This is a genomic window from Arsukibacterium sp. UBA3155 (genome assembly GCA_002364615.1).
In the GTDB taxonomy this organism is placed as follows: Bacteria; Pseudomonadota; Gammaproteobacteria; order Enterobacterales; family Alteromonadaceae; genus Alishewanella.
This window is the reverse complement of the sequence record DEYP01000023.1, coordinates 86211-104963: the sequence shown is the minus strand read 5'-3', so window position 1 is coordinate 104963 and position 18753 is coordinate 86211. Positions and strand designations below refer to the sequence as shown.

Sequence of the window (18753 nt, the reverse complement as noted above, 5' to 3'; positions counted from 1 at the left end):
CTTACTTAATTACCGGTGGTGTTTCAAAGGTATGATATGGCGCAGGCGATGGCACTTCCCATTCCAGGCCTTCCGCTCCTTCCCATACCTGATCGGTTGCTTTCACTCCGCCACGGGCACATTTAATCAATACCCAGACAAAAATTAGCTGCGATAAACCGAACAGGAAGCCACCAATACTAATAAAGGCATTAAAGTCAGCAAATTGCAGCGCATAATCCGGGATCCGGCGCGGCATTCCGGCTAAGCCAACAAAGTGCATTGGAAAGAACAACAGGTTGACCGAAATCAACGAGCACCAGAAATGCCAGCGGCCGAGGCTTTCGTCATACATATTGCCGGTCCATTTTGGCAACCAGTAATAAACCGCAGCCACGATGGAGAAAATGGCGCCCGTCACTAATACATAGTGAAAATGTGCTACCACAAAGTACGTATCGTGATACTGGAAATCTGCCGGCGTTATCGCCAGCATCAGGCCAGAAAAGCCACCAATGGTAAACAGCACAATAAAGGCCAGGGCAAACATCATTGGCACTTCAAATGTCATCGCCCCGCGCCACATTGTTGCCACCCAATTAAATACTTTAACCCCGGTCGGCACTGCAATCAGCATGGTGGCGTACATAAAGAACAGCGTGGCGAATACCGGCATACCCGTGGTAAACATATGGTGTGCCCACACCAGGAATGACAGGATAGCGATACTGGCTGTGGCATAGACCATAGAGGCATAACCAAACAGCTTTTTCCGGGCAAAGGTGGGAATAATAGCCGAGACAATACCAAACGCCGGTAAAATCATAATGTACACTTCGGGATGGCCGAAAAACCAGAATATGTGTTGAAACAGCACCGGGTCGCCGCCGCCGGCGGCATCAAAGAAGCTGGTACCAAAGTACTTGTCTGTCAGCACCATGGTGACCACACCCGCCAGTACAGGCATAACCATAATCAACAAGAATGCCGTAATAAACCAGGTCCAGACAAACAGCGGCATCTTCATCCAGGTCATGCCAGGGGCCCGCATATTCCAGATGGTCACAATAACGTTGATTGCACCCATGATGGACGATATACCCATTATATGGACAGAAAACACGAACAGCGCTGTGCTGTCGCCGCTATATGTAGTGGAAAGTGGGGCATAGAAGGTCCAGCCGAAGCTGGGGCCGCCGCCTGGCATAAATAACGACAATAACAGGATAAGGAACGCAAAGGGCAGGATCCAGAAACTCCAGTTATTCATCCTGGGCAATGCCATATCTGGCGCCCCAATCATCATGGGGATCATCCAGTTGGCTAGTCCGGTAAAGGCAGGCATTACTGCCCCGAATACCATAATAAGGCCATGTACTGTAGTCATCTGATTAAAGAAATGTGGCTCGACAAATTGCATACCCGGCTGAAATAGTTCCAGCCGGATGATCATCGCCATGGTGCCACCAATAAAAAACATGATGAGCGCAAACACCAGGTACATGGTGCCGATATCTTTGTGGTTGGTGGTATAAAGCCAGCGCTTTATACCACCCGGTTTATGATCATGATGCTCGTGGTCATGTTCATGGTCGTGCTGCGAATCATGATCATGTGGTTCAGTAGTTACTACAGACATTATTATTCTCCCTCACCCTGCTGCACTTTATAAACGTCGGCGGCCTGCACGGCCTCTCCGGTGTCGTTACCCCAGGCATTGCGGGTGTAAGTCAGGACAGATGCTAATTCTTTTAAGCTTAACTGGCGGCCAAACGCCTGCATTGCAGTGCCGGCTTTGCCGTTTAATACGATATCAATGTGGGCAGTTTTATCCGTTAAGATAAGTTCACTACCTGCCAGAGAAGGGAAAATACCAGGTAAGCCAGCACCATTAGGTTGATGACATGCTGCACAATATGCAATGTAAGTTCGCTCGCCGTTGGCCATTAGCTCAGACATATCCATATTCATGGCCAATAACTCCTGCTCTGCGGCTTTCTCTTGTGCAATCCGGGTTTCTTCGCCAGCCTTCCACGCCGCATAGTCGTCAGGGCTTTTCGCTATCACGACGATTGGCATGTACGCGTGATCTTTCCCGCATAGCTCTGCACACTGCCCCCGGTAAATTCCAGGCTCATCAACGCGGGTCCAGGCTTCGTTGATAAACCCTGGGTTGGCGTCTTTCTTAATAGCAAATGCAGGCACCCACCAGGAATGAATAACATCATCCGAGGTCATCAGAAAACGAATCTTCTGGCCTGTAGGTATAATAAGGGGTCTGTCCACTTCCAACAGATAATTTTCACCTTTGGCAAAGCGGTTGGTTATTTGTTCACGAGGCGTAGCGAGGACAGAGAAGTATTCCAGATCGCTGCCCAGATACTTGTAATGCCACTTCCATTGCGAACCGGTTATCTGAACCGTAACATCCGCTGCAGAGGTGTCATCCATGGCGATGAGCGTTTTGGAAGCGGGTATAGCCATACCAATTAAAATTACCACCGGAATAGCGGTCCAAAGAATTTCTATTTTGGTACTTTCGTGAAATTGAGCTGGTTGCACGCCCCGCGCTTTTCGGTGTAACAGGATAGAAACAAACATTATCCCGAACACCACTGCCCCGATAACGCAGCAAATCCAGAAAATCAGCATGTGCAGGCTGTAAACCTCCTGACTGATCTCCGTAACGCCCCTAGTCATATTTAAAGGCATGGCTGCTGCATTAGCCGAAGCGGCTAAAAGCAAGGTCGGCAGCGTCCAACGTATACTACTCGTCTTCGCCACTGTACTTCTCCTCTGTCATTTGCAAAGCAAACCGCAGAAACCTGTACACAGTAATACACGGCGAATACCGATAGAATATACGGTGAATACCGCTAGCCCCCGAACCTATGTATGACGTTTCTTTAGTTTATTATTGTTATAGTTTTTTTAATTTTAACTGCCGCTGCAGTAACCCATCTTGGTAACTGATATTTTTTTCAGCACCCTTCGTCTAAGAATCATCCAAATCAGCGCCAGTGTAAACCCCTAAATAGCAAAAGCGCCGGTAAAACCAACAGGTCATACCAGCGCTTTTTTTAACAATTAACTTATTGAGCTAATAGTTTTTTATAACCAACTGCCGTTGCGAATTACCCCAACCGCCAAACCCTCTATGGCAAATTGCTGCTGGCGTAAATCGACTTTAATCACTTCAAAATCTTTATTCTCGGGGTGCAACAGTACCTGATGTCCATCACGCTGAAACCGCTTAACGGTGACATCGTCATCAACCCTGGCAATAACAACCTGACCAGGCTGGGCATCTGCCGTTTTATGCACGGCCAGTAAATCGCCATCCATAATGCCGATATCTTGCATACTCATCCCCTGAACTTTTAACAAAAAATCGGCACGGGGTTTAAATAAATGGGCGTCAATTTTATAATGGTTTTGCACATTTTCTGCCGCCAGAATAGGTTGGCCAGCGGCCACTTTGCCTATTAAAGGTAAACCTAACTGTTCTGGCTCGTTATCATCGTCCAGTAAACGTATGCCGCGCGAGGTTCCCGGCATCATTGCCAGCACGCCCTTCTTTGCCAGTGCTTTTAAATGTTCCTCTGCTGCATTGGCTGATTTAAAACCCAGCTGGCTGGCGATCTCAGCCCGGGTTGGTGGCATACCGGTCTCGGTCTGATAATCTTTGATAAGTTGCAAAATTTCTGCCTGACGAGGCGTAAGTGGTCTCATAGTGCTGGCTACCTATACAGTGGTTACTGTGAGTATATACAGCCTTTTGCTAATTGCCAAGTTTTTGTCTGCACGACAAATTTGCCAGTTTCTGCTTCCGTGATATTCTGGCAAGTCTGTTTTCATGGTCGGTATTTGTATGTTTTCTTTGTTGTCGTTGTGTACCGCGTTATTAAAATGGCCATTGCGATTGCTGGTTAAGTTTAAGATTGTTCCTGACCATCCTGTCAATGAACTGGCGCTGGATATTAACAGGCCCATTTTCTATGTCTGTCATACAGAGTCAGCCAGTGATCTGGCCACGTTGCGTCGGGTATGCCAGCAGCTTAGCCTGCCGGATCCACTGCAACCGGTTCCGTTGGCCGGGACGGAACTGACCCGCACGTTATTTCTCGAAAAACCTCATAGTGTTATTGGCGGCAGGAGTAAAACCCGGGCACTACGTCAGGGCCAGCAATTGCTGCAACTTCATCTTGCTAACCCTGAGCTGGACGCACAACTGGTGCCCGTTGCAATATTGTGGGGCCGGGCGCCGGGTAAAGAAAATAGTATAAAGTGGCTGCTTGGCGAAGCCAACGCGCCACATTGGCTGGCGAAGTTTATGATTGTTCTGGTGTCAGGACGCCATACTCTGGTGCGGTTAAGCCGGGCAGTCTCGCTGACTCAGATGGCAGCGCAATTTGGTGATAAACCGGATACCGCCCGCAAACTGCTGCGCATGTCACGATTTCATTTTTACCGGCAAAAACTGGCGGCTACCGGACCTAAACTTGTTAATCGCAGCCAGCTTTTTAACGCGTTACTGGCTTCACCCGCGTTAAAACAAGCCATAGAAGACGAAGCGCGCTCAAAAAAAGTGTCACTTAAAGTTGCGCGACAGCAGGCCCACAAGCTGTTGCAGGAAATTGCTGCCGATTACCGTGAGTCGACCTTGCGGGTGGGTGACCGGGTGCTAAGCTGGCTCTGGAAAAAACTCTATAGCGGTATCAAAATAAATAATGCAGATATGCTGCGTGATCTGGCACAAAAAGGTCATGAAATTGTTTATGTACCTTGTCATCGCAGCCATATGGATTACTTGTTGTTAAGTTATGTTATTTATCACCAGGGCCTGGTACCACCGCACATTGCCGCCGGTATCAATTTAAATTTCTGGCCGGCAGGCACCATTTTTCGTCGTGGCGGCGCGTTTTTTATCCGGCGCAGCTTTAGCGGCAATAAATTGTATTCTGCGGTGTTTCGGGAATATCTTAGCCAGCTGTTTAGCAAAGGTTACGCGGTAAAATATTATTCAGAAGGCGGCCGCAGTCGCACCGGCAGGTTGTTGCAACCGAAAACCGGCATGTTGGCCATGACCGTGCAATCGATGCTGCGTGGTATCGAGCGTCCTGTCACCCTAGTACCGGTATATCTGGGCTACGAGCACGTGATGGAAGTCAGTACTTATGTCAACGAGCTACAGGGGTCAGGTAAGAAAAAGGAGTCAATCGGCGGCGTACTCAAGGCTATACGCAACTTACGGGATTATGGCTACGGCTATGTTAATTTTGGCGAGCCCATTCAACTTAATCAATATCTCAATCAGCAAGTAAGTGACTGGAAAAGTCATATTCATCCGCTGGAAGTACAAAAGCCAACCTGGTTAAACCCGCTGGTCGCTAAACTGGCGAATCAGGTAATGCAGCACATTAATCAGGCCGCGGCGCTGAACGCCACCAACCTGATTGCCTTAAGCATTCTGGCCACTGACAAGCATGTCCTGACCCGTAATGAACTAGCCCAGCAACTGAGTTTTTATCTGGATTTGCAACGCCAGGTGCCCTATCACCCTCAGATCAGTTTGCCAGAAGGTGATGCAGACAGCCTTATTGCCCACGCTCTTACTCTGCAAAAGGTGCAAAGTACCACCGACGGCTTTGGCGAGCTAATCGGATTAAATGCTGAGCATAGTGTGTTAGCCAGCTACTATAAAAATAATGTACTCCATTTATTTATGCTGCCGTCACTGTTGGCCTCATCAGTACTGCATCAGCGCAGCATCAGCAGTGAGCAGTTACTTAGTGATATTGAACAGCTATATCCATTGCTAAAAGCCGAACTGTTTTTATACGTCAGCTCATTACGTACCTATTGCCAGGCATTACTGCAATTTATGACCGAACAAGGCTTAATTGAGTCTGATGGCGTTAACTTTTACGCCCCAGCCCAGCAAAGCAGGCACTATTTTATGCTTAGCCTGCTGGCACATAATGCTGAAGACACCTTGCAACGTTACGCCATCGTCTTAAATCTGATCGTTGCGCAGGGGCCGCTAAACCGTGCTGACCTGGAGAATCGGGGGCATCAACTGGCTCAGCGGCTGCTGCATTTGCACGGCATTGTTGCACCGGAGTATTATGACAAAGGGTTGTTTGCAACCCTGATCAATGCCCTGAAAGACGCTGGGATCAGCCACACCAACAGCAGTAATCAGGTATGCAGCAGTCCACGGCTACAGCAGCTGACACAAACCGTAAATACGTTGCTGAGAAACGACATTCTGCAAACGCTGCAAAGCATTATGCCAGAGGATGCTGCGCCCTAACGGGCGCTGGCGTAGCGGCGAATAACCCCTTCCTGCATGGTTGATGCGACCAATTCACCGTTACGGTTAAAAAACTGGCCCCGCACCAAGCCTCTGCCACCGCTAGCCCGCGGGCTGTCTACGGCATACAGTAGCCAGTCGTCAAAACGAAAGTCCTGATGAAACCACATCGCATGATCAATCGTCGCCACTTGCATGTTTGCTGCCATAAAGGATGCACCATGTGGCTGTAACGCTGTTGGCAGAAAATTAAAATCTGACGCATAGGCCAGCAGGTATTTATGTACCCGGATATCGTCTGGCATATTACCATTTGCTTTAAACCAGACGTAACGCCTGGGCGCGCTGACTTGCGGCTGAAACGGATTTTGAAAATCGACCGGCCGCATCTCTATCGGTTTCTCACAAATAAATTTACTGCGCAGGCTTTCGGGTATTAATGACGCATGCTGCTGATAAAATGCCAGATCGGATACCAGCTCATCAGGCTCGGGTACCTCAGGCATGGGATCATAGTGGTTAAACCCCTGCTCTTCTGTCTGAAATGAGGCGGTCATATAGAAAATAGGCTTACCATACTGAATGGCACTGACCCGGCGGGTGCTGAAACTTTTACCGTCCCGAATCGTTTCAACCTCATAGACGATGGGTTTACTGGCATCACCTGGCCGCAAAAAATAAGAGTGAAATGAATGCACCTTTCGCTCTTCGGTCAGGGTTTCTTTTGCTGCTGACAATGCCTGCCCCATTACCTGTCCGCCAAAAACGGCTTTGAATCCTAAATCCTGACTTTGGCCCCGATACAGCCCTAGCTCAATCGTTTCCAGTTTTAGTAACGATAACAAATTCTCTAATACCTGACTCATTCAGCGGTCCTTTTGCTACACTCTGCAGTCTCTATTCTGCCGCAAAGCAAGGGGCCTGGCAAAGATGAACTACTGGTTATTTAAAACCGAACCGGACGAATGCAGCATTGATGACTTTGCCCTCGCCCCCGACACACCGATAGTCTGGGAGGGCGTTCGCAATTATCAGGCCAGGAACTTTCTGCGGGATGAGGTTGCCGCAGGTGACCAGGTTTTTATTTACCACTCCAGTTGCAAACATATTGGCATTGCTGGTATCGCCAGCGTGGTTAAATCGGCTTATCCGGACCCCAGTCAGTTTGATAGCAACAGTCACTATTTTGATAATAAAGCAACCGGGCAGAAACCACGTTGGGTAGCTGTCGATTTACAGTTTGTTAGTAAACTGCCCCAACTCATCCGACTGGACAAACTAAAAAATGTAGCTACTCTGGTGGAGTTGCCGTTGGTACGCAAAGGCAACAGACTTTCTGTTATGCCTGTTACTTGTGCCCAATGGCAAACCATAATGGCGCTCTCCTAACCGGCCTGACTGAATCCCAAAATTTAAGTCCCTGCAGTTGGAGCCAGGTATGATTCAAGAACGGCGCCAGACGGATAAGGATATGCATTATTTCTGGGAAGAACTGAATTTAGCACAGAAGTTTTCTGTAGCAGAGTTGCAACGTTTCGGCTATGAATTACGATTTGTACGCCAGCAAAACAACCACAAAATAGCCGTGTTGTTTGCTGGCAATAAAATGGCAGCAATAGATAACGAAGGTCAGATTAATACCTCACCTACGGTTGTCGTCAGACATTGAGGTCACGTTGCTTCTGTCTGACAGGTAAACTGTACTCGTAACATCTAACGTTTAACTCATACAGAGTTAACTAACGAACAGTAAACAGCCGGCTAATGCCGGCTGTTTTTTTAGTACTCCTTAGTAGTACTTTTTAAAGGTACTTCAGCCAGCATTATTCAGCCAGTTGTGCCGTGATGTAAGCCGCAACCTGCTGCTCTAAAACGGCTAAGGGGACACTGCCATTGCTTAATACCACGTCATGAAAACGACGGATATCAAATTTATCCGCCAGTTGCTGTTCAGCGTCAGCTCTTAAACGCCTGATAGTGATTTCACCTAACTTATATGACAATGCCTGGGCTGGCCAGCTGATATAGCGGTCTATCTCCGTAGTCACGTTATGCATTGATAACGCCGTGTTTGCCGCCAGAAAGTCGATAGCCTGCTGTCGGCTCCAGCCCATGCTATGCATACCGGTATCGACCACCAACCTTGCTGCCCGCCACATTTCGTAGGTCAGACGGCCAAAATTGCTGTATGGGTCGTCATAAAAACCCATCTCAAGCCCAAGATATTCCGCATACAACCCCCAGCCTTCACCAAATGCTGAAGTATAAAAACTACGCCGGTAATCGGGCAAGCTGGCTTGCTCGCGGGCCAGCGAGATTTGCAGATGGTGGCCCGGCACCGCTTCATGCAGTGTTAGCGCTGGCATCTCATATAGCGGTCGCCGATTTAATGCATAGGTATTTACCCAGTAAAATCCTGCCTGATCATCGCGTGAAGCCCCCGCATAGCGGCCGGTCGTATACTTTGGCGCAATTTCAGCCGGAACCGGCACCACCCCATAAGGCGTGCGCGGTAAGGTTTTAAAAAGCCGCGGCAGCTGTGCATCAGCCTGCTTGGATAACCAGGCAGCGTAACGCATTAACTCCTGCTCAGATTGCGGATAAAACTGCGGATCGGTACGTAAAAACTGAATAAAATCGGCAAAACTACCGGCAAAGCCCAATTGTGCAATAATGGCCTGCATCTCACCGCGAATGCGCTTTACCTCTGCCAGTCCGGTATCGTGAACTTGCTGCGGGGTTAACTTCAGTGTGGTGTAATGTTCAAGTCTGTTCTGGTAAAACGCAGCACCGTCAGCTAACGCGCTGGCCGCAATCGTATCGCGGGCGCCCGGCATATAATCCTGTACCATAAAGTCATAATATGCCTGATACGCCGGATTAATATGCTGCATAATAATCTGCTGTGCACTGTCCTGCAGCTGTTGCCACTTCGCATCGCTGATGCTGTCTGGTTTCGTCAAAAATGGCCGGTAAAAAACGCTGGCCGTCATATCATCTGTAATATACGAGCTGATACTCTGCTCAAAGCCTTTCAGTACTGCTTTAGGTTGGGTGATTCCGGTCAACAGGCCCTGACGCATCCAGTCTGTCTGTTGTTGCATATACACCGGGACAGTCGCCAGTTTCTGCAGATAATTTTCATAGTCGGCCAGCTGGCGTAACGCACTGCGCTGCAACATCATCGCCACCGACGTATGAAAGCCCGATTCTGAGGTCAGTGGCGTTAAATGTGCATTAAACCGGTACTCGTCAATATCATTTGCCAAACGGTACATCAGAATGGCATGGTTAATCTGGTTTTGCTCCGACAACTGCGCGACATTCACCTGCTGTAATTGCTGCTGCCAATTTAACCGTTGTTGCTGGCGGGCACTTAATGCTGCCGGCGACATATCGGGCATCCGGTCGGGTTCACTGGCGGTCAGCGCCGTTTCAGCCTGCCAGAGTTGCTCTGCTAACTGGGTAAAGCGCTGGTCAGGATCCTTCTGTATGGGTCCTGTTGCACATCCGGCCAGACTCACCAGTAGGCATGTCATCGTAAGCATAATTCGCATCGTGTTGATCCTTTGAGCTGTGTTGTTAAGGATTGTAACCTGATTTAACCGCGAATAAAGCCGCTTAAACTTGCAAATCGTGTCGCTGAGCCTAGATTTAAAGAACGGTTTGCCGCTATTTTCAGCGACTGAACGATTTTGTTTACATAGCAGGTTGCCAGCGAGCCGGATTCGGTTACTATGAGTTCTGAAAAAAATAATAAAAAGAATGGCTCCGGAGCTCAATACCCTTTTATGAAGTATCAGGACTCGCTGCAACAAGCGCTGGAAAAAGCGGGCTTAGTCAAAGCTTTCCTGCAGCATAACCAACTTGCTATTCACCCGATCAATTATGCGGTGGCCTACGATTATATCAGCGGTAACAATGCCGGACTTTGCAAGGCCATTGAGCAAAAGCTGGCCAGCAAAGCGGTTTTTGATGACTTTATTATGGCCGAGCTTTATCAGCGTTGGCTGGCAGATGAAAATGCGCAGCAGGAACAACTGCTGCATGAGGTAACCGGTATTGTTGGCCGATTATCTGGCTATACTGATTTGGCCGCAGAAGCCACTGGTCATTTTGTTCAGCAATTAGAACAACAGTTGCATGATCTTACGATTGCGCCCGCCAAGGTAGCGGATATTGCTGGCATTATTATGACTCAGGCCCAGTCTTACCAACAACAGCAACAGCAGTTGCATAGCCAGCTTGCCATGGCGAACAAGCAAAGCCATCAGTTACGACATGAACTTGAACAGTTGAAGTTACAACGAATGCAAGACCCGCTAACCGGCCTTTACAATCGTATTGCAATGCAAAATCAGGTTGATATTTGGTTATCGGAACAACCAGAGCGGCGAATTGCCGCCATCGTGGTCGATATTGATCATTTCAGTCGGTTTAATCAGGATTATGGCCAGACCATCGGTGATGTTATTTTGAGCAAAGTAGCGCGAAAAGTCGGTAGTTATGTGCAAGCCAGCGGTATGCCGGTGCGCTCAGGGGGTGAAGAGTTTTTATTGTTGCTCCCGGATATCGACCTGCGTACCGCCAATGAAATCGCGGAGCAGGTGCGTAAAGGCGTCGAAAAGCTTCGCTTTGTGTCATCCCGCGATAAGAAAAGCCTGCCTAAGGTCACTATTTCGCTGGGAGTCTCGTTGTTTCAGGCTAAAGAAAGTTGGTATCAGTTTTTAGCACGTAGCTCGCAAGTGTTAAAGCTGGCCAAAACACGGGGCCGTAATCAGGTGGCTGATGAATTAATGTTGCACGCTGGCTGAACCTGACAGCACCTGTCACGTATACACACAGCAGTTGGCTAGTGCGGTCAATTCTTTTACACTAGTGACTCTTTTTAGCGCTGAAACAGGCAACTTCATGACTGAACCTACACACAACACAACCGATTTCGGCTATAAAACTGTCCCTGCCGCAGAGAAAGTATCGCTGGTAGCGAACGTGTTCCATTCAGTTGCTGCCAAATATGACATGATGAATGACGTCATGTCGCTGGGTATTCACCGGCTGTGGAAGCGTTTTACCCTTGATTGCAGTGGGGTCAGGCCTGGCCAGCACGTGCTTGATCTGGCTGGCGGCACCGGCGACATTGCTGCATTGTTTTCTCGTCGGGTAGGTGCAAATGGTAAAGTGGTACTGGCTGATATTAACGAGTCCATGCTTAACGTCGGTCGCGATAAATTACGTGATTTAGGCCTGATCAATAATATTGAATTTGTGCAGGCAAATGCTGAAGCGCTGCCTTTTGCTGACAATAGTTTTGATATTATCAGTATCGGCTTTGGCCTGAGAAACGTAACCGACAAAGCTGCTGCGTTAAAATCAATGTTTCGGGTACTAAAACCGGGTGGTCGTTTGTTGGTACTGGAGTTCTCTAAACCTGAACAGCAGTGGCTAAGTAAAGTATACGATATGTATTCATTTAAGTTATTGCCTGTCATGGGCCAGTTAATCGCCAATGACAAAGAAAGCTACCAGTATCTGGCAGAGTCAATCCGGATGCATCCGGATCAGGAAACATTAAAAACCATGATGGCCGAAGCCGGCTTTTCAGAGGTCAGCTACCACAACCTTACCGGTGGTATTGTGGCATTGCATCGCGGTTTTAAATTCTGATGTTGCAAGCCTTGCTGCCTCAATTGCTGTGCGCCAGTGCCGAGCGCCTGTGCCACAGCCTGATCAGCATGGATAGCGGTGCCAGTGAGCGTTTAACCAAGCTGCAGGGTAAACAATTAGCCTTTACCTTGCGTGAATTTAACGTCAGGCTGGTGATGACTGCAGGTAGCGACCGTTTATTGTTCAACCAGCATAATGAAACCGTGGATTGCGCCATCAGTACCGATTTAGCCAGCTTGCGCCAACTTCGAGACGCCAGCCAGTTAACCCGGCTGATTAAAGCCGATGCGCTGCACATTGAAGGCGATATTCAGGTCGCGCAGCAATACAGCTATTTTCTGCAACGTCTGAACCCCGACTGGCAGGAAGCGTTAGCTGGCTATGTCGGCGATGCAATGGCCCATAAAATTGGTTTGAGTATCGGCCAGTTACAGCGCTACATCCAGCAAAAAGTCACCTTACTGGATCAAAGTGTCACCATGCTGGCTCAGGATGAGCTGCTGCTCAGCCCCACCAGTCTTGAATTACAGCAATTTAGCCAGCATGTCAGTGAGCTCAGTGCCAGAGTTGACCGGCTTTTGGCCCGCCTGCCAGGCCAGAAGGAGTAACCGTTGCGATTCAGCCGTTTTTACCATATTCAGAAAACGTTGTTGCAGTACGGTCTTGATGAACTGATACCGCCAGCCTGGCAACCCTGGTATGCCCGAACCATGCGTAAAAGTGCGTTCTGGTTAAATAACCGTTACCCTGATTATCCGGTAGGCAAGCGGCTCAGGCTGGCTTTACAAAGCCTCGGCCCGGTGTGGATAAAGTTTGGCCAGATGTTATCGACGAGACGCGATTTATTACCCGCCGATATTGCTGACGAACTTGCCAGGCTGCAGGATAAAGTAGACCCTTTTCCCGGTGAGCAGGCTCAAAAACTTATTGAACAAGCGCTGGAACTAAAAGATATCAGTGAGTTGTTCAGCAGCTTCAGCGTCGTGCCTCTGGCTTCAGCCTCAATAGCTCAGGTGCATGCCGCAGTGCTGCGCCAACCCGACGGCAGCGACGCAGATGTCGTTATCAAGGTTATCCGGCCAGATATTCTTAAACAAATTATCGCGGATCTGGATTTAATGGATGGCCTGGCGGCTATTGCTGCCCGTTACTTACCCGACGGTAAGCGTCTGCGACCACGCGAAGTGGTATCTGAATATCGTAAAACCATTATCGATGAGCTTGACCTGCAGCGCGAGGCAGCTAATGCTATTCAGTTGCGGCGTAATTTTGAAGGTTCTGATTCTTTATATATTCCTTATGTATATAGTGATTACAGCCGTCCCAATGTAATGGTGATGGAGCGGATCTATGGCATACCCGTGTCTGATATCACGGCGCTTAACGCTCAGCAGACCGATATGGAGCTGCTGGCAAAACGGGGAGTTGAGGTCTTTTTTACTCAGGTATTTCGCGACAGCTTTTTTCATGCCGATATGCACCCGGGCAATATTTTTGTGTCGCGTGAGCATCCGCACAACCCGAAGTACATTGGTATTGATTGCGGCATTGTCGGCACCTTAAACAGTGAAGACAAGCGTTACCTCGCGGAGAACTTTGTCGCCTTCTTTAACCGCGACTATCGCAAAGTCGCTCAGCTGCATCTTGATTCCGGCTGGGTACCACTTGATACCAATGTAGAAGAGTTTGAAAGCGCGATCAGAACAGTCTGTGAGCCTATTTTTCAAAAACCACTGGCTGACATTTCGTTTGGCCATGTACTACTGAACTTATTTAGCACCGCCCGCCGTTTCAATATGCAAGTGCAGCCACAATTAGTGCTGTTACAAAAAACCCTGCTGTATGTTGAAGGGCTGGGCCGACAGCTCTATCCGCAATTGGATCTGTGGAAAACCGCTAAACCGTTTTTAGAAAGCTGGGTAAAACAACAGGTAGGGTTACCCGCACTCTGGCGCCAGGTTAAAGACAATGCGCCATTCTGGGCTGAAAAACTGCCACAGATGCCAACCTTGTTACATCGGTATCTGGAGCAGGGGCCTAAACAACAAGCGTTGTTGCTACAGCAGTTGCAGTTGCTGCAGCTGCAACAGGGCAAAACCACCCGACAAATTGTTGCAGCTGCACTTGCTGCGGGCATGCTGATAAGTGGTACTATAGTGCTCAGTTTCGGAGCGTCATGGCTGGCAGGTGCGTTGCTGGGCGGGGCTATCTTTTTCGCGGCAAAAGCACTATTATCATAAAGTTGTTGCACACTGACTGAGCAACTTCAGCATAGATTACAGAGGTAATTATTATGGGTTTTGGCGGTATTAGTATTTGGCAATTGTTGATTGTTCTGGCAATTATTGTGTTGTTATTCGGCACCAAAAAATTACGTGGTATTGGCACCGATTTAGGTTCTGCAATCAAGGGGTTTCGCAGCTCTGTAAAAGATGAGCCCGCTGCAGAAGACGATACGCCAGAACAACTGGCAGAGCAAAAACGCAGCCACAGCGATAGTCAGACCGACTCTGCTAAACAAACAGAGAAAGATAAAAGCTAAATGGGTTTCTGGGAGCTACTGGTTATTGCGGTTATTGCCTTACTGGTGCTGGGGCCTGAACGGCTGCCCGGCGCCATCCGCAGTACCGTAAAAACCATCCGCAGTATTAAGCAGTTTGGCAGCCAGATGCAGGCAGAGCTTAGCGAGAATTTAAGGGTGCACGAGCTGCATCAGAAATTAAAAGATGCCGAAACTAAAAACCTGCTTAACCTAACCTCCGATGAGCAAGCAGCACTGGATGAACTGCGGGCAGCGGCAAAGTCCGTAAATCCGCCATCAGCACCGCTGGCAGAGCCAGCAACAAAAAACACCACAGCGCCTGACGCTGACATTAAGTCTGTAGAAAATAGAAAAGATGAAAACTAAACCGGAAGCCGATAGTCTGCTGGGGCACCTGCTGGAACTGCGCAACAGGCTGTTGAAATGCGTTATTGCGGTGATCGTCGTTTTTGCCTGCCTGGCTTACTTCGCTGCAGATATTTATCAGCTACTTGCTGCACCACTTATTGCCGTGTTACCAGAAGGCAGCAGTATGATTGCCACTGATGTTGCCGCACCTTTTTTCGCGCCCTTCAAGCTTACTTTTATCGTTGCAATATGCCTGGCTATTCCTTATATCCTGTTGCAGGTATGGCAGTTTATCGCGCCAGCGCTCTACGGCAAAGAGAAGCGACTGGTTGCGCCGCTGGTGATCAGCAGCACCTTGTTATTTTATGGCGGCATTGCCTTTGCCTACTTTGTGGTATTCCCGCTGGTTTTTGCCTTCTTTACCAGTGTAGCCCCGGTCGGAGTGACCGTTGCCACTGATATCAGTAGTTACCTCGATTTTGTATTAAAACTGTTTTTTGCCTTTGGCTTATCGTTTGAAATACCCGTGGCTATTTTGCTGCTGGTCTGGACCGGTACGGTAACCCCGGCCACACTTGCCAGTAAACGGCCCTATATCGTAGTCGGTGCTTTTGTACTGGGAATGCTGCTTACACCACCCGATGTGTTATCGCAAACCTTACTGGCTGTGCCAATGTGGTTGCTGTTTGAAGCAGGTTTGTGGTTAAGCCGCTTTTATCAACCGAAGACCGAACCGGAACATACTGCAGAGGAAGAACAACAATGAAAAAAACGCTTTGCCTGGTCTCTACTTTTATTATAGCCATCGGGACTCTGCTAAGCACCCCGGTATATGCTAACCCTCTGGCGGAGGCGGTTGCCGAGTGCCGGCAGCAGCAAAATGCACTAAAACGCCTGGTGTGCTATGACGAAATTACCCTGTCTGCTACTACCACATCAGAAATGCCTGCTTCTGCCAGCAGCAATGCGGTGCAGGCTCACAGTCAGGCGCCGGTTCGCCCTGCCCCTGTCAGCAACAACCCGGCAATGGCGAAAACCGCACCTACCACCAGTGAATTTGGCTTAGAGCACAAAAAACCGGCAGATAAAAACGCTGATGAAATGATAATGACAGTCAGTAAAATCAGCTTTAGCCCGCGTAAAGAGTTGATTATTGAATTTGATAATGGCCAGGTCTGGCGTCAATCTGGAACGGATTACTATAAAATAGCGGTTGGCGAAAAGCATTACGTTAAACGCGGGCTGTTTAATTCTTTTAGTCTTGGCAACGACGAGAATAATCGTACCGTAAAGGTTCGCCGGGTCGATTAGTATGACTGAAGCCGGCACTCAATCTGGCTGGTTTGACTGTGGCGTTAATTTGTTTAGTCAGCAGTTTGCCGGAATAGAACAGCAAATCTGGCAACGGGCGCAACATGCCGGGGTCAATAACATGCTGCTTATTGGTTCTGATATTGGAGAGAGCCGGCAGAATCAGCAGTTTTGCAGCAGCCATCCCGGTTGCTATACCACCGCAGGCGTCCATCCCCATCAGGCCGGCAACGTTGCCGCCGAATGGTTGGGGCAGCTTCGCCAGTTACTTGCATTGCCAGCCGTAGTCGCTGTTGGCGAATGTGGCCTTGACTTTAACCGAGACTTTTCCCCCAGATCGGAGCAACAGCACGTTTTTGCCAGTCAGTTACAACTGGCAAAACAACTGCAAATGCCGGTATACCTGCATGAGCGTGATGCGTTTGCTACCCAGTTTGCCATGTTACAAGAGCAGCAGATAAACCACGGTGTTGCCCATTGCTTTACTGGCGACAGTAACCAGCTAAAAGCCTACCTCGACTTAGGTCTTTACATAGGTGTTACCGGTTGGGTATGTGACGAACGCCGCGGCCAGAGCTTACAGCAGGCGATACAATATTTGCCGCTCGATAGGATACTGCTGGAAACTGACGCCCCCTATTTGCTGCCGCGAACCATTAAACCCCGTCCTAAAAATAACGAACCGGCGTTGCTGCCCGCCATTGCTGCTGAAATTTGTCGTCTAAAAAGTATCAGTAGTCAGCAATTGGCCGGAAGCACCACTGAAAATGCCCGCAGGTTATTCAGGCTAAGCGGATTGCAGGCATGAACATAATCGCGTTCCTGTGGCTGATAGCCGGAGTTTTAACAGGTGCGTTGTTAATTGCTATTATTACGGCGTGGTATTGGCGACGCTGGCAGCGCCAGCACACTGAGCAACTAGAGTCCAGAATGCAGGCACAGCAACTGGAGCTGCAAATTGCTTTAGATGAGCTGGCAGAAAAAAACCGGCTGCTGGAACAGCAAAATATGCTCGATTCCTTAAGCGGTATCTTTAACCGGGCCTGCTTTGACAAACGGCTTAACAATGAACTTAAGCGCAGCCGGCGTGAACAGACGTCCCTTGGCCTGGTGTTTGTTGATATCGATCACTTTAAAAAAATTAATGACACGCATGGCCATCTGGCGGGAGATGCTGCCATCCAGCAAATAGCCAGCGTGCTTGCGGCCAGCTTAAAACGTAGCAGCGATGCCGTGTTTCGCTATGGTGGTGAAGAGTTTGCGTTGTTGCTGCCGGGGACATCACTGGCAGGTTGCGTAGAGCTGGCAGAACATGCCAGGCTTAAAATCAGCAGCACGCCTCTGCAGATAGGATCACTGAGTCTGAACGTCACTCTCAGTGCCGGCTGCTATGCCGCAGTGGCTGACGCAAACAGTAGCAGCAACGAGTATATTTCAGCAGCCGATAGCGCGCTTTATCAGGCAAAACATCAGGGCCGCAATCGTACCGCCAGCGCCAGTACCAGTGTTAGTGTTAGTGTTAGCGCTAATCCAACCCCAATCTTTAAGGGATCTGTTAATGAAAGCTAACCGTTTTTTCCCGGCCAGCCGGCCACGTCGGATGCGAGAGCATGATTTTAGCCGACGCCTAATGGCTGAGCATCAGCTTACGGTAAATGATCTGATTTACCCGATGTTTATTATTGAAGGTGAAAATCAACGCCAAAGTATCGCCTCAATGCCAGGTATTGAACGTCTCAGCCTGGATTTACTGCTTAGCGAAGCAAGAGAGCTGGTGGCACTGGGCATTCCGGCCATTGCGCTGTTTCCGGTAACCCCAGCTGATAGCAAATCACTTGAGGCAGAGGAAGCCTGGAATCCGGATGGTCTGGCGCAACGCGCTGTGCGCTTATTAAAACAGCATACACCAGAGCTGGGCATCATTACCGATGTGGCACTCGACCCGTTTACTACCCATGGCCAGGACGGCATCATCGATGAGCAGGGCTACGTCCAAAACGACATAACCACTGCCGCCCTGGTGAAGCAGGCCTTGTCGCATGCGGCAGCCGGCGCTGATATTGTCGCCCCGTCCGATATGATGGACGGCCGTATTGGTGCAATTCGCGAAGCGCTGGAAGAGGCAGGCTTTGTTAATACCCGTATTCTGGCGTACTCAGCCAAATACGCTTCCAGCTATTATGGGCCTTTTCGCGATGCGGTGGGTTCGGCCGGTAATTTAAAAGGCGGCAATAAAAAGAACTATCAGATGGACCCGGCTAACAGCAATGAAGCGTTGCACGAAGTAGCGATGGATCTGGAAGAAGGTGCCGATATGATTATGGTTAAACCCGGTATGCCTTATCTGGATATTGTCCGCCGGGTAAAAGATGAGTTTGGCGTGCCAACCTTCGCCTATCAGGTCAGCGGCGAGTATGCCATGCATATGGCCGCTATTCAGAACGGCTGGCTGGCAGAGCAGCCGGTGGTTATGGAGTCGTTATTAGCGTTTAAGCGCGCAGGAGCCGATGGCATTCTGACTTACTTTGCCAAAAAAGTAGCCATCTGGTTAAAGCAGCAGGCTTAGTTTCACGCCGGCTTTTCAGCTGCA

General features: G+C 49.0%; 19 protein-coding genes. 14 read left to right on the top strand and 5 right to left on the bottom strand.

Features of this window, described 5'->3' with window-relative positions; genetic code table 11:
• Position 1: 1 nt before the first annotated feature.
• From ctaD to lexA, 3 genes are all read right to left on the bottom strand, one after another.
• Positions 2 to 1618 carry a cytochrome c oxidase subunit I gene (gene ctaD / locus B2X65_RS11055; protein WP_290612587.1) on the bottom strand — a complete coding sequence of 539 codons (1617 nt, stop codon included), beginning with the start codon at positions 1616 to 1618 and terminating at the stop codon, positions 2 to 4.
• 2 nt (positions 1619 to 1620) lie between these two features.
• On the bottom strand, positions 1621 to 2631 hold the full coding sequence (gene coxB, locus B2X65_RS11050) for a cytochrome c oxidase subunit II (RefSeq protein ID WP_414631420.1): 1011 nt from the start codon (positions 2629 to 2631) through the stop codon (positions 1621 to 1623).
• A 459-nt stretch (positions 2632 to 3090) separates the two neighbouring features.
• Entirely contained in the window at positions 3091 to 3711 is a 621-nt protein-coding gene (lexA, locus tag B2X65_RS11045) for a transcriptional repressor LexA (RefSeq protein WP_290612586.1), read from the bottom strand.
• 139 nt (positions 3712 to 3850) lie between these two features.
• Between lexA and plsB the strand changes: the two genes are divergently transcribed.
• Positions 3851 to 6295 carry a glycerol-3-phosphate 1-O-acyltransferase PlsB gene (gene plsB, locus B2X65_RS11040; RefSeq protein ID WP_290612585.1) on the top strand — a complete coding sequence of 815 codons (2445 nt, stop codon included), beginning with the start codon at positions 3851 to 3853 and terminating at the stop codon, positions 6293 to 6295.
• Here plsB and tesB read toward each other — a convergent pair.
• Positions 6292 to 7161, bottom strand: a complete 870-nt coding sequence (gene tesB, locus B2X65_RS11035; RefSeq protein WP_290612584.1) for an acyl-CoA thioesterase II — start codon at positions 7159 to 7161, stop codon at positions 6292 to 6294. The genes plsB and tesB overlap by 4 nt on opposite strands.
• Before the next feature lie 64 nt (positions 7162 to 7225).
• On the opposite strand from tesB, the gene B2X65_RS11030 reads away from it, so the two are divergent.
• On the top strand, positions 7226 to 7684 hold the full coding sequence (locus tag B2X65_RS11030; RefSeq protein ID WP_290612583.1) for an EVE domain-containing protein: 459 nt from the start codon (positions 7226 to 7228) through the stop codon (positions 7682 to 7684).
• Between the two features lie 49 nt (positions 7685 to 7733).
• Complete coding sequence (locus B2X65_RS11025) at positions 7734 to 7964, top strand: hypothetical protein (RefSeq protein ID WP_290612582.1); 231 nt, start codon at positions 7734 to 7736, stop codon at positions 7962 to 7964.
• Between the two features lie 154 nt (positions 7965 to 8118).
• On the opposite strand, the gene B2X65_RS11020 is transcribed toward B2X65_RS11025, so the two are convergent.
• Positions 8119 to 9852 (bottom strand): DUF885 domain-containing protein, encoded by a 1734-nt coding sequence (locus tag B2X65_RS11020; protein WP_290612581.1) that lies wholly within the window; start codon positions 9850 to 9852, stop codon positions 8119 to 8121.
• A 180-nt stretch (positions 9853 to 10032) separates the two neighbouring features.
• On the opposite strand from B2X65_RS11020, the gene B2X65_RS11015 reads away from it, so the two are divergent.
• The 11 genes from B2X65_RS11015 to hemB all read left to right on the top strand — a co-directional run bounded on the left by B2X65_RS11015 (position 10033) and on the right by hemB (position 18729).
• A complete protein-coding gene (locus B2X65_RS11015; RefSeq protein WP_290612580.1) occupies positions 10033 to 11109 on the top strand; it encodes a GGDEF domain-containing protein in 1077 nt (358 codons plus the stop codon).
• 97 nt (positions 11110 to 11206) lie between these two features.
• Positions 11207 to 11962 carry a bifunctional demethylmenaquinone methyltransferase/2-methoxy-6-polyprenyl-1,4-benzoquinol methylase UbiE gene (ubiE, locus tag B2X65_RS11010; RefSeq protein WP_290612579.1) on the top strand — a complete coding sequence of 252 codons (756 nt, stop codon included), beginning with the start codon at positions 11207 to 11209 and terminating at the stop codon, positions 11960 to 11962.
• Positions 11962 to 12570: a ubiquinone biosynthesis accessory factor UbiJ gene (locus B2X65_RS11005; protein ID WP_290612578.1), complete on the top strand. Its 609-nt coding sequence runs from the start codon at positions 11962 to 11964 to the stop codon at positions 12568 to 12570. The genes ubiE and B2X65_RS11005 overlap by 1 nt, the downstream gene beginning before the upstream one ends.
• Before the next feature lie 3 nt (positions 12571 to 12573).
• Positions 12574 to 14202, top strand: coding sequence for a ubiquinone biosynthesis regulatory protein kinase UbiB (ubiB, locus tag B2X65_RS11000; protein ID WP_290612577.1), 1629 nt, complete (start codon positions 12574 to 12576; stop codon positions 14200 to 14202).
• A gap of 53 nt (positions 14203 to 14255) precedes the next feature.
• On the top strand, positions 14256 to 14504 hold the full coding sequence (gene tatA, locus B2X65_RS10995; protein ID WP_290612576.1) for a twin-arginine translocase TatA/TatE family subunit: 249 nt from the start codon (positions 14256 to 14258) through the stop codon (positions 14502 to 14504).
• On the top strand, positions 14505 to 14870 hold the full coding sequence (gene tatB, locus B2X65_RS10990) for a Sec-independent protein translocase protein TatB (protein ID WP_290612575.1): 366 nt from the start codon (positions 14505 to 14507) through the stop codon (positions 14868 to 14870).
• Entirely contained in the window at positions 14860 to 15618 is a 759-nt protein-coding gene (tatC, locus tag B2X65_RS10985) for a twin-arginine translocase subunit TatC (RefSeq protein ID WP_290612574.1), read from the top strand. Before tatB ends, tatC begins: the two co-directional genes overlap by 11 nt.
• Positions 15615 to 16163 (top strand): hypothetical protein, encoded by a 549-nt coding sequence (locus B2X65_RS10980; protein WP_290612573.1) that lies wholly within the window; start codon positions 15615 to 15617, stop codon positions 16161 to 16163. Before tatC ends, B2X65_RS10980 begins: the two co-directional genes overlap by 4 nt.
• A 1-nt stretch (position 16164) precedes the next feature.
• A complete protein-coding gene (locus B2X65_RS10975; protein ID WP_290612572.1) occupies positions 16165 to 16971 on the top strand; it encodes a TatD family hydrolase in 807 nt (268 codons plus the stop codon).
• A complete protein-coding gene (locus B2X65_RS10970) occupies positions 16968 to 17732 on the top strand; it encodes a GGDEF domain-containing protein (RefSeq protein ID WP_290612571.1) in 765 nt (254 codons plus the stop codon). The genes B2X65_RS10975 and B2X65_RS10970 overlap by 4 nt, the downstream gene beginning before the upstream one ends.
• Positions 17722 to 18729 (top strand): porphobilinogen synthase, encoded by a 1008-nt coding sequence (gene hemB, locus B2X65_RS10965; protein ID WP_290612570.1) that lies wholly within the window; start codon positions 17722 to 17724, stop codon positions 18727 to 18729. The genes B2X65_RS10970 and hemB overlap by 11 nt, the downstream gene beginning before the upstream one ends.
• The last annotated feature ends 24 nt before the right edge of the window (positions 18730 to 18753 follow it).

What these genes read in the sequence shown, in the direction of transcription:
- ctaD (WP_290612587.1), bottom strand. Translation starts at nt 1,618, where the DNA reads ATGTCTGTAGTAACTACTGAACCACATGATCATGATTCGCAGCACGAC.
- coxB (WP_414631420.1), bottom strand. Translation starts at nt 2,631, where the DNA reads ATGCTGATTTTCTGGATTTGCTGCGTTATCGGGGCAGTGGTGTTCGGG.
- lexA (WP_290612586.1), bottom strand. Translation starts at nt 3,711, where the DNA reads ATGAGACCACTTACGCCTCGTCAGGCAGAAATTTTGCAACTTATCAAA.
- plsB (WP_290612585.1), top strand. Translation starts at nt 3,851, where the DNA reads ATGTTTTCTTTGTTGTCGTTGTGTACCGCGTTATTAAAATGGCCATTG.
- tesB (WP_290612584.1), bottom strand. Translation starts at nt 7,161, where the DNA reads ATGAGTCAGGTATTAGAGAATTTGTTATCGTTACTAAAACTGGAAACG.
- B2X65_RS11030 (WP_290612583.1), top strand. Translation starts at nt 7,226, where the DNA reads ATGAACTACTGGTTATTTAAAACCGAACCGGACGAATGCAGCATTGAT.
- B2X65_RS11025 (WP_290612582.1), top strand. Translation starts at nt 7,734, where the DNA reads ATGATTCAAGAACGGCGCCAGACGGATAAGGATATGCATTATTTCTGG.
- B2X65_RS11020 (WP_290612581.1), bottom strand. Translation starts at nt 9,852, where the DNA reads ATGCGAATTATGCTTACGATGACATGCCTACTGGTGAGTCTGGCCGGA.
- B2X65_RS11015 (WP_290612580.1), top strand. Translation starts at nt 10,033, where the DNA reads ATGAGTTCTGAAAAAAATAATAAAAAGAATGGCTCCGGAGCTCAATAC.
- ubiE (WP_290612579.1), top strand. Translation starts at nt 11,207, where the DNA reads ATGACTGAACCTACACACAACACAACCGATTTCGGCTATAAAACTGTC.
- B2X65_RS11005 (WP_290612578.1), top strand. Translation starts at nt 11,962, where the DNA reads ATGTTGCAAGCCTTGCTGCCTCAATTGCTGTGCGCCAGTGCCGAGCGC.
- tatA (WP_290612576.1), top strand. Translation starts at nt 14,256, where the DNA reads ATGGGTTTTGGCGGTATTAGTATTTGGCAATTGTTGATTGTTCTGGCA.
- tatB (WP_290612575.1), top strand. Translation starts at nt 14,505, where the DNA reads ATGGGTTTCTGGGAGCTACTGGTTATTGCGGTTATTGCCTTACTGGTG.
- tatC (WP_290612574.1), top strand. Translation starts at nt 14,860, where the DNA reads ATGAAAACTAAACCGGAAGCCGATAGTCTGCTGGGGCACCTGCTGGAA.
- B2X65_RS10980 (WP_290612573.1), top strand. Translation starts at nt 15,615, where the DNA reads ATGAAAAAAACGCTTTGCCTGGTCTCTACTTTTATTATAGCCATCGGG.
- B2X65_RS10975 (WP_290612572.1), top strand. Translation starts at nt 16,165, where the DNA reads ATGACTGAAGCCGGCACTCAATCTGGCTGGTTTGACTGTGGCGTTAAT.
- B2X65_RS10970 (WP_290612571.1), top strand. Translation starts at nt 16,968, where the DNA reads ATGAACATAATCGCGTTCCTGTGGCTGATAGCCGGAGTTTTAACAGGT.
- hemB (WP_290612570.1), top strand. Translation starts at nt 17,722, where the DNA reads ATGAAAGCTAACCGTTTTTTCCCGGCCAGCCGGCCACGTCGGATGCGA.